We start from the raw sequence: 8359 nt of genomic DNA, 5'->3' as shown, positions 1-8359 counted from the left end.
GCACGAGGTCGTGGAGAACGAACCTGTCGAGGGTCCGTTCGGTGACCAGGTGCGCGCCGGCGAGCTCGTCGAGCAGCCGCCGCGTCGAGGTGCGCGCGGCACCGATGAGGCTCGCGGCGGCCGCCGCGGACAGATCGGTGGTGTGATGCAGACCCAGGAAGCGGAACAGCCGGGCGGCCGGAGCGGTAAGGGTCTGGTACGACCAGGAGAAGATCGCCCGCACGTCGACTCCACCGTCCGGGCTGGCGAAGTTGTCCAGTTGGTCACCGGCGTCGGCCAACTGCTGGTCCAGCGCGTCCAGCGCGAAAGCGGGCCGGGCGACGGCCCGAGCGGCGACGATGGCCAGGGCGAGTGGCAGCCCGCCACACCGGCCGATGATCCGGTCAACGGCAGCCCGTTCCGCGTCGATGCGGTGGCCTCCGAGGCGCGGTGCGAGCATCTGGCGCGCCTCCTGGGCGGTGAAGGGATCGAGCCGCATCGCCCGGGCGCCCTTGTCCGCGACCAGGCCGGTCAGCTCGTTGCGGCTGGTGACCAGCACGAAGCTGCCCGGTCCGCCGGGGAGGAGAGGCCACACCTGATCGACCGAGCTGGCATTGTCCAGGACGACCAGCATCCGCCGGCCATCGGTGACGGAGCGATACAAGCCGACCAGGCTGTCCAGGTCGGCCGGCATGTCCGTGCCCGGGATGTCGAAGGCCCGCAGGACGTACGCCAGCGCCTGCTCCGCCGTGACCGCGGCGCGGCGATGGTATCCACGCAGGTCGACCCAGAGTTGGCCGTCCGGGAAGCGGTCCGCGATGCGTCGGGACCAGTGCCCCGCCAGCGCCGTCTTGCCGACACCCGCCATCCCGGTCACCACCAGGATCGTCGAGCGGCCCGGGTCCGCCTCCTGCTCGTCGAGCAGCGCGTGCAGACGGCTGATCTCACCGGCGCGGCCGGCGAAGCCGCTGACCTCGGCGGGAAGCTGCCGTGGGACCGCCGGAACCGGCGCCGGGCCGGGTCCGGCCACGGCATCTCCGGCAAGGATCCTCGCGTGCAATTCGCGCATCTCCGCCCCGGGCTCGATGCCGAGCTCCTCGGCCAGCTGCCGCCGCATCAGGTGATACCGGGCGAGCGCATCGGCTCGGCGGCCGCTGGCATCCAGAGCTGTGATCAGCTGGATCCAGAGCTTCTCGCGCAGCGGCTGCGCCGCGGTCAGCTCCACCAGCTCATCGACCGCCTCCGCATGCCGGCCGTCCCGCAGGCTCAGGTCGATCCGCCGCTCGATCGCCTGCAGCCGCTGCTCGCCGAGGTGGTGCCCGTACTTCCGGTGCAGGAAGTCGGAGGGGACGTCGGCGAATGCTTCACCGCGCCACAAGCTGGTGGCATCGGCCAAGGCCGCCCGCTCCCCGACCGGGTCCGACCGGTGCGCCGCGAGATCCGCGCGGGCCAGCAAACCGTGGAACCGCTTGACATCGACGGACTCCGCGGGAACATCAGCGCGGTAGCCGTCAGTGCCGGTAATGATCACTTGGCCTGCTCCGGCGTCCGCCAGGACCGCCCGCAGGCGGGTGACCCACAACTGCAACGCCCGACGCGGGTTGTCCGGCGTACGAGAACCCCAGATCGCGTCGATCAGCTCCGCAACCGGCACCAGCCGGCCGGGTTCGAGTAGCAGTGAAGCGAGCAGGATCCGCGACTTCGGAGACCGGACCAGCACATGCTCCCCGCCGACCCGAACGTCCAACGGCCCGAGCAACCCGAACTCGATGTCCACCAATCCCCCCACGCGACGCCCGGCAGCCTTCCGCCTTCCTGGAACGGGGATATGGGCGGGCGCACCACAGACGATACGCACAGAAGGACCCCACGGCGCCCGTCGCGACCGCCATGAAGCCGATGTGAAGCCGACCTCGGCACGTCGCTCCAATATGGATGTGAGCGAGGAACCCAGTGCCGCACATGCGGCTACGAGCGTGAGCCGAAACTGACCGGCGCCGTCACCCCTGCCCCCGTTGGGTATTCTTGGAACAAGTCAAAACTTAGAGCGCCTCCAAGTTCAAGTCAACGCGGATATGGAGGACCGGTGGGGCTGCGCGAGATCAAGAAGGAGCAGACCAGAGAGCGGATCGCCGCAGCGGCGTGGCGGCTGTTCGCCGATCGCGGCTTCGACCAGGCGACCGTCGCTGATGTCGCCCGGGAAGCAGAGGTGTCGCTCGCCACCGTCTTCAACTACTTCAACAGCAAGGAAGAACTGTTCTACCGTCCGCTGGAGGCGTTCGGCACGCGCCTGATCGACGCGATCCGCACCCGGGACGCCGGCGAACCGGTGCTGGCGGCATTTCGCCGCTTCCTGAGCGAAAGCACAGGCCTGCTCGCGAGGATCGAAGCCGGCGATCCGGAGGCGATGCGGCAAGCGCACACGGTCAACCGGGTCATCGCCGACAGCCCCGCGCTACAGGCTCGCGAACGGCAAGCCCTCGCCCGGACCACGGACGACCTGGCGGTTCTCCTTGCCGACGAGAACGGCACGAAAATCGACGACGTGCACGCGTACGTGGTCGCGAACGCTCTCATGGGTGTGCACCGCGCGCTGGTGGAACACGTACGCCGCCGCATTCTCACCGACGACCACCCCACCGACCTGGCGGCAGACGTCCGCAACCTCGCCGGGCACGCCTTCGCGCTCCTGGAACAAGGGCTCGGCGACTACGCCCCGAAACCTGAGAACTGAGACCGCGGTACGCCCGGACGGTGACCCGCGAACTGGCCGAGCTCGCTTCGCCACCGTTAGTCCAGGGCCGCCAGTTCCGCGGCGGTGAGGCGCAGGGCGCCGGCGGCCACGTTCTCGATCAGGTGGTCGGGGCTGCCGGTGCCCGGGATCGCCAGCAGGTGTGTGCCGCGGTGCAGCGTCCAGGCCAGGCGCACCTGGGCCGGCGTCACACCGCGGGCCCGGGCGATCGTGTCCACCGCGTCGCTGGCCGCGACGCCGCCTGACTCGCGGGCGTCGCCTGCGATCGCGAAGAACGGGACGAACGCGATCCCCTGCTCCCCGCACGTCCGCAACAGCTCGTCGGAGCGGCGCAGGTGCAGGCCGTACTGGTTCTGCACGCAGACCACCGGCCCGATCGCCTGGGCCTGTGGCAGGTGCTCCGGGCGGATGTTGGACAGGCCCAGGTGCCGGATCAACCCCGCCGCGCGCAGGTCGGCGAGCGCGCCGAAATGCTCCGCCACCGAGGTCAGGCCGTGCTGCCGCAGGTTGACGACGTCCAGATGGTCCCGGCCCAGTTGGCGCAGGTTCTCCTCCACCTGCCCGCGCAGCTGGTCGGGCCGGGCCAGCGGCAACCACTCACCAGACGGGTCACGGCCCGGTCCGACCTTCGTGACGATCACCAGATCCGCCGGGTACGGCGAGAGCGCCCGGTTGATCAGTTCGTTGGCCGACCGCAGCGCGGAGAAGTAGAAGGCCGCGGTGTCGATGTGGTTGACGCCCAGCTCGTACGCGCGACGCAGCACACCGACGGCCTGGTCCCGGTCGCGCGCGGGTAGCCGCATGGCGCCGAAGCCCAGCCGGTTGACGGTCAGGTCGCCGCCCAGCGTCCACGTACCCGATGAAGCGGCGTTGATCTCTGCGGTCACCTGAGCGATCTTGTCAGGGCGGTCGGCGCGGTCAGGCCAGCGGGGTCAGGTGGGGGTCGAGCTCCGGTGTCGGGGACGCGACCCGCTCCGTCGGCGGCTCGTAGGCCGCCACGCCACCACCCCGGCGCTTCGCCACGTACATGGCGATGTCGGCGGTCCGGAGCAGCTCGCCCGCACCGGCGTCGGCCAGGTGCGTGCCGCTCACGCCGATGCTGACACCGAGCCGGATCTGGGTGTCGCCGAGGTGCGACGGGCACGTCACGGCGACGTGTATCCGCCACGCGAGGTCCGCGGCCTCGACGAGCGTCGCGCCGGGCAACAGGATCGCGAACTCGTCGCCGCCCAGGCGGGCCAGCACCTGGGTCGGGCCCAGCACCACCTTGATGCGCTCGGCGGTCTGGGCCAGCACCTGGTCGCCGGCCGCGTGGCCGACGCTGTCGTTGACCTCCTTGAAACCGTCGAGGTCGAGCAGCAGCAGCGAGGCGGGCGCGGTGAGGGCCTCGAGGTGCTCGTACAACGCCCGCCTGTTCGGCAGGCCCGTCAGGTCGTCGGTCCGCGCCTGCTGGTAGACGTCTCGCAAGTCGCGCAGCTCCCTGAAGGTCAGGCTCGCCCGGCCGAACGCGGCGAGCACACATGCCACGGCCAGCGCGCTGCTGAGCACCGGCAACCGTCCTGATTGGCCGATCGCCAGCAGCAGCACGCTGCTGAACGCGAAGAACGCCGGCACGGCCAGCGCCGTCCAACCCACGACGGACGGCGTGGCCGCGGTGCCGGTGCGGCGCCGGGTCGGCGTGACCGCCGCGGGCGCGAACGCCAGCGCGATGGGCAGCGCGAGCGTGACCACGACGAGGTAGCCGGGTTCAGCGAGGGAGCCGTCGACATGGCCGAGCAGCGCGAAGCCCTCGGCGATGCTGGCGGCGCCGAACCCGGCCACCACGAGCGCGTGGGTCCGGTCGAGGCGGCGACCACCGATGGTGCCGCCGATGACCACGTGCAGGATCAGGACGAGATAGACCAGCACGCCGGCCAGATGCTCGCCGGCGCCGTCGCCCTTGCCGGGATCGCCGACGCAGGCGAGCGCGGCGATGCCCAGGCCGGCGACGACCCCGTCGAGCCAGATGCCGCGGTTGAATATCGGCCGGTCCGAGCGCAGTAACAGGCCGACGAACAGGTAGAACAGCACCAGGCCCAGGTCGGCCAGGGTCTCGGTGGCCATGGTGTGCACCGGTTCGCCCCGCGCGGCGGGCGCCAGCCCGGCCCACATCGTGCCGGCGAGCTGCGCGGTGGTCGCGATACCCGCGACCAGCCAGGCCGCCCGTCGCGGTCGGCCCGGCCGCGCACGGCCGACGCAGATGACCACGCAGACGACGAACGGCACGGCGACGAGAGGCAAGGTGATCGCCGTGTCGTAAGCCCCGGCCGCCGTCATCAGGCCCAGCACCAGCAGGGCAACGACGGCGGATGCGCGGAGAGCGCGTTCCACGCGGGACATATTGAGCATCTTCCTCGCGTGCACGCGTATGCCGCAAGAGCAAATGCACGTGCAAATGCGCCTGGTCTCAACCAGGGGTCGTTGAACGCTGCACAATCGCCAGTCGCGAATGTGGACATTCCACACCCGACGGTCACCTGTACGTGCATCTTCCCGTGAGAATGCACGTGCATTAGGCTGTCGCCGCCGGGGAAGTCACTCCCCAACGTACGGATGCGAAGGTGACCATGAAGATCAGCAATGGCGTCGCGGCGACCGACCTCAGCGACGTGACCTGGACGAAGAGCCGCTACAGCGGCGCACAGGGCAACTGCGTCGAGCTGGCCCGCCTGGCCGACGGCGCGGTCGCGGTGCGCAACTCCCGCGACCCGCGCGGCCCCGCGCTGGTGTTCACGCCGGCCGAGATGACGGCCCTGTTCGCGGGCGTCCGCGACGGCGAGTTCGACCACATCGTCGACTAGGCCCCGGTTCGGATCTGGGCCCAGATCCGAAACAGGGCCTGGACCGAGCCGATCGAACATGGACCGGTAACCGGGGCGTCACGTACGCTACCGGGGTCTCGTCAAGGCGACCCATGGCGAGCGATCGCCGACCCGAGGACAGACATGACCGCCCCGGACGCCGCCGCCGGCCCCACGGCACGACGGATTGTCGTGGGCGCGCACCTGCGGCGGCTCCGCGAGGCGGCGGGCGTGTCCAGAGAGGACGCCGGCTACCACGTCCGGGGCTCCGCCTCGAAGATCTCCCGCATGGAGCTTGGCCGGGTCGGTTTCAAGGAACGCGACATCTCCGACCTGCTGACGTTGTACGGCGTGGTCGACGAGGCGCAGCGCGAGCCGCTGCTGACGCTGGCCCGCGACTCGCGCTCCGACGGCTGGTGGCACCGTTACGACGACGTGCTGGAGAGCTGGTTCGGCACCTACGTCGGTCTCGAGGAGGCCGCCACCACGATCCGGGCGTACGAGGTGCAGTTCGTGCCCGGCCTGCTGCAGACCGCCGACTACACCCGTGGTCTGGTGCTCTCGGGCCTGCCGGACGTCCCACCGCCCGAAGTGGACAAACGTGTCAAGTTGCGCCTCGAACGGCAGCGGATCCTCGACCGCACGCCGCCCGCCACGTACTGGGTGGTGATGGACGAGGCGGCCCTGCGCCGCCCGGTCGGCGGCCGCGCGGTCATGCAGGCCCAGCTGCAGCACCTGCTTGACGTCGCCGAGCGCCCGAACATCACGATCCAGGTGATGCCGCTGCGCCGCGGCACCCACACGGCCGACGGCGGCGCGTTCAGCATGCTGCGGTTCGCCGATCCGGACCTGCCGGACGTCGTCTACGTCGAGCAACTCGTCAGCGCGCTCTACCTCGACAAGCCGGAGCACGTGGAGCGCTACCGCCAGGCGATGGAGCGGCTGACCGTCGCGGCGCTGTCGCCCGGCGACACCACCGAGTTCCTCGAACGCCTGCTGAAGTCCTAGCGCGGGCTAACCTGGACCGGTGAGTCCAGAAAGCCGCACCTTGACGCGGAAGGGTCTCGCCACCCGCCGGCGGATCATCGAGGGCGCGGCGGCCGAGATCCGGGAGCGCGGCATCGCCGAGACCACGCTCGACGACGTCCGGGCGCGCACCCGCACCAGCAAGAGCCAGCTCTTCCACTACTTCCCCGAGGGAAAGGACGAGCTGCTGCTCGCGGTCGCCCGCTACGAGGCCGACCGCGTGCTCAGCGACCAGCAGCCCCAGCTCGGCGACCTCACGTCCTGGCCGGCTTGGGTGGCGTGGCGCGACCGGGTCGTCGAGCGCTACCTGAGCCAGGGGATGGACTGTCCGCTCAGCGGCGTGATCGCCCAGCTCGGCCGGACGACGCCCGGGGCGGCGGCGGTAGTGTCCGAGCTGATGCGCCAGTGGCAGGGCGAGATCGCGGCGGGCATCCGGCACATGCAGGGGATCGGCGAGATCGACTCCGGGCTCGACGCGGACCGCTCGGCGGCCGCCCTGCTCGCGGGGATCCAGGGCGGCGTCTTGGTGATGCTCGCCACCGGGCAGATCGACCACCTGGAGGCCGCGCTGGACATGGGCCTCGAGAATTTGCGACGCTGAGGCTGTTCTGGACTTGCGGGTCCAATTTTGGCGACGCACCTTGGTGCCCATGAATGACTACTACCTGCTGGGCCGCTCCGGGCTCCGGGTGAGCCGGCTGGCACTGGGCACGATGAACTTCGGCACCGGCGGCTTCCACGCCGCCTACGGCAAGACCGCCGCGGAGGCAGAGCCGATCTTCCGGCGGTACGTCGAGGCCGGCGGCAACCTGGTCGACACCGCGGACTTCTACACCGCCGGGGAGAGCGAGTCGATCCTCGGGAAGCTGATCCATGGCGTGCGCGATCGCCTGGTGTTGACCAGCAAGTTCACCAACACGGTCGACGCGACGGACCCCAACGCCGGCGGCAACGGCCGCAAGCACATGATCCGGGCCGTCGAGGCGTCGCTGCGCCGGCTCGGCACGGACCACCTCGACCTCTACCTGCTGCACACCTGGGACCGGATCACGCCGGTCGAGGAGGTCGTGCGGACGTTCGACGACCTGGTCCGGGCGGGCAAGATCCGTTACGCGGGCCTGTCCGACGTGCCCGCCTGGTACGCCGCCCGCGCGCAGACCTACGCCGAGGCGCACGCGCTGACCCCGATGGTCACCGTGCAGCTGCCGTACTCCCTGGTGGCCCGCGACATCGAGGCGGAGTTCCCGGCGATGGCGCAGACGCTGGGCCTGGGGCTGACGGCGTGGAGCCCGATCGGCGGCGGCCTGCTCACCGGCAAGTACCGGCGCTCGGGTTCCGGGCTGTCCGGCGAGGGCCGGCTCGGCGGCCAGCGCGCGGTCAGCGACCGTGAGTGGCAGGTCATCGAGGAACTGGAGAAGGTGGCGGCCGAGGTCGGGCGGACCATGGCCCAGGTGGCGGTCAACTGGGTCGCGACGCAGCCGGCGGTCGGCTCGGTGATCGTCGGCGCGAGCAGCGTCGCGCAGCTCGACGGCAACTTGGCGGCGCTGGACTTCGAGATCCCGGCCGAGCTGCGGGCCCGCCTCGACGCGGTCTCCGCGCCGACCCTCGGGCCGCCGTACTCGATGTTCACGCCCGAGTACCAGTCCTGGATCGTCAGCCCGGGCCTCGGCATCGGCGACAAGCCGGCGGGCTATCACCCTCCAGTGTGGAACGCGGCCTGAGGGCGCCGTGCCCCCAGGCCGCGTCCGGGTTTCAGGTGCCG

General features: G+C 70.8%; 8 protein-coding genes. 5 read left to right on the top strand and 3 right to left on the bottom strand.

Annotated elements, in window-relative coordinates:
* Positions 1-1756, bottom strand: a 1756-nt coding sequence (locus tag AB0H87_RS33650; protein ID WP_360155013.1) for a BTAD domain-containing putative transcriptional regulator, incomplete at its 3' end; no start/stop codon positions are given.
* Between the two features lie 309 nt (positions 1757-2065).
* Here AB0H87_RS33650 and AB0H87_RS33645 point away from each other — a divergent pair.
* Complete coding sequence (locus tag AB0H87_RS33645; protein WP_360155010.1) at positions 2066-2713, top strand: TetR/AcrR family transcriptional regulator; 648 nt, start codon at positions 2066-2068, stop codon at positions 2711-2713.
* Between the two features lie 56 nt (positions 2714-2769).
* Here AB0H87_RS33645 and AB0H87_RS33640 read toward each other — a convergent pair whose 3' ends face one another.
* Both AB0H87_RS33640 and AB0H87_RS33635 read right to left on the bottom strand, forming a co-directional pair.
* Positions 2770-3618 (bottom strand): aldo/keto reductase, encoded by an 849-nt coding sequence (locus AB0H87_RS33640; protein WP_360155007.1) that lies wholly within the window; start codon positions 3616-3618, stop codon positions 2770-2772.
* A 31-nt stretch (positions 3619-3649) separates the two neighbouring features.
* On the bottom strand, positions 3650-5101 hold the full coding sequence (locus AB0H87_RS33635; RefSeq protein ID WP_360155005.1) for a GGDEF domain-containing protein: 1452 nt from the start codon (positions 5099-5101) through the stop codon (positions 3650-3652).
* 236 nt (positions 5102-5337) lie between these two features.
* Here AB0H87_RS33635 and AB0H87_RS33630 point away from each other — a divergent pair, with 236 nt between their 5' ends.
* From AB0H87_RS33630 to AB0H87_RS33615, 4 genes are all read left to right on the top strand, one after another.
* Complete coding sequence (locus AB0H87_RS33630; protein ID WP_360155002.1) at positions 5338-5571, top strand: DUF397 domain-containing protein; 234 nt, start codon at positions 5338-5340, stop codon at positions 5569-5571.
* Positions 5572-5715: 144 nt separating this feature from the next.
* A complete protein-coding gene (locus tag AB0H87_RS33625; RefSeq protein ID WP_360154999.1) occupies positions 5716-6579 on the top strand; it encodes a helix-turn-helix transcriptional regulator in 864 nt (287 codons plus the stop codon).
* A 19-nt stretch (positions 6580-6598) separates the two neighbouring features.
* On the top strand, positions 6599-7198 hold the full coding sequence (locus AB0H87_RS33620; protein ID WP_360154996.1) for a TetR/AcrR family transcriptional regulator: 600 nt from the start codon (positions 6599-6601) through the stop codon (positions 7196-7198).
* Positions 7199-7247: 49 nt separating this feature from the next.
* Positions 7248-8318 (top strand): aldo/keto reductase, encoded by a 1071-nt coding sequence (locus tag AB0H87_RS33615; RefSeq protein WP_360154993.1) that lies wholly within the window; start codon positions 7248-7250, stop codon positions 8316-8318.
* Positions 8319-8359 lie beyond the last annotated feature (41 nt).

The sequence above is a fragment of the Asanoa sp. NPDC050611 genome, from assembly GCF_040654855.1.
In the GTDB taxonomy this organism is placed as follows: domain Bacteria; phylum Actinomycetota; class Actinomycetes; order Mycobacteriales; family Micromonosporaceae; genus Asanoa.
The sequence above is the reverse complement of the archived record's forward strand: the minus strand, read 5'-3'. Positions and strand labels throughout refer to the sequence as shown.

Bases quoted from the DNA above. Each gene is read 5' to 3' on its own strand.
- AB0H87_RS33630 (WP_360155002.1), top strand. From the start codon at position 5,338: ATGAAGATCAGCAATGGCGTCGCGGCGACCGACCTCAGCGACGTGACC.
- AB0H87_RS33625 (WP_360154999.1), top strand. From the start codon at position 5,716: ATGACCGCCCCGGACGCCGCCGCCGGCCCCACGGCACGACGGATTGTC.
- AB0H87_RS33615 (WP_360154993.1), top strand. From the start codon at position 7,248: ATGAATGACTACTACCTGCTGGGCCGCTCCGGGCTCCGGGTGAGCCGG.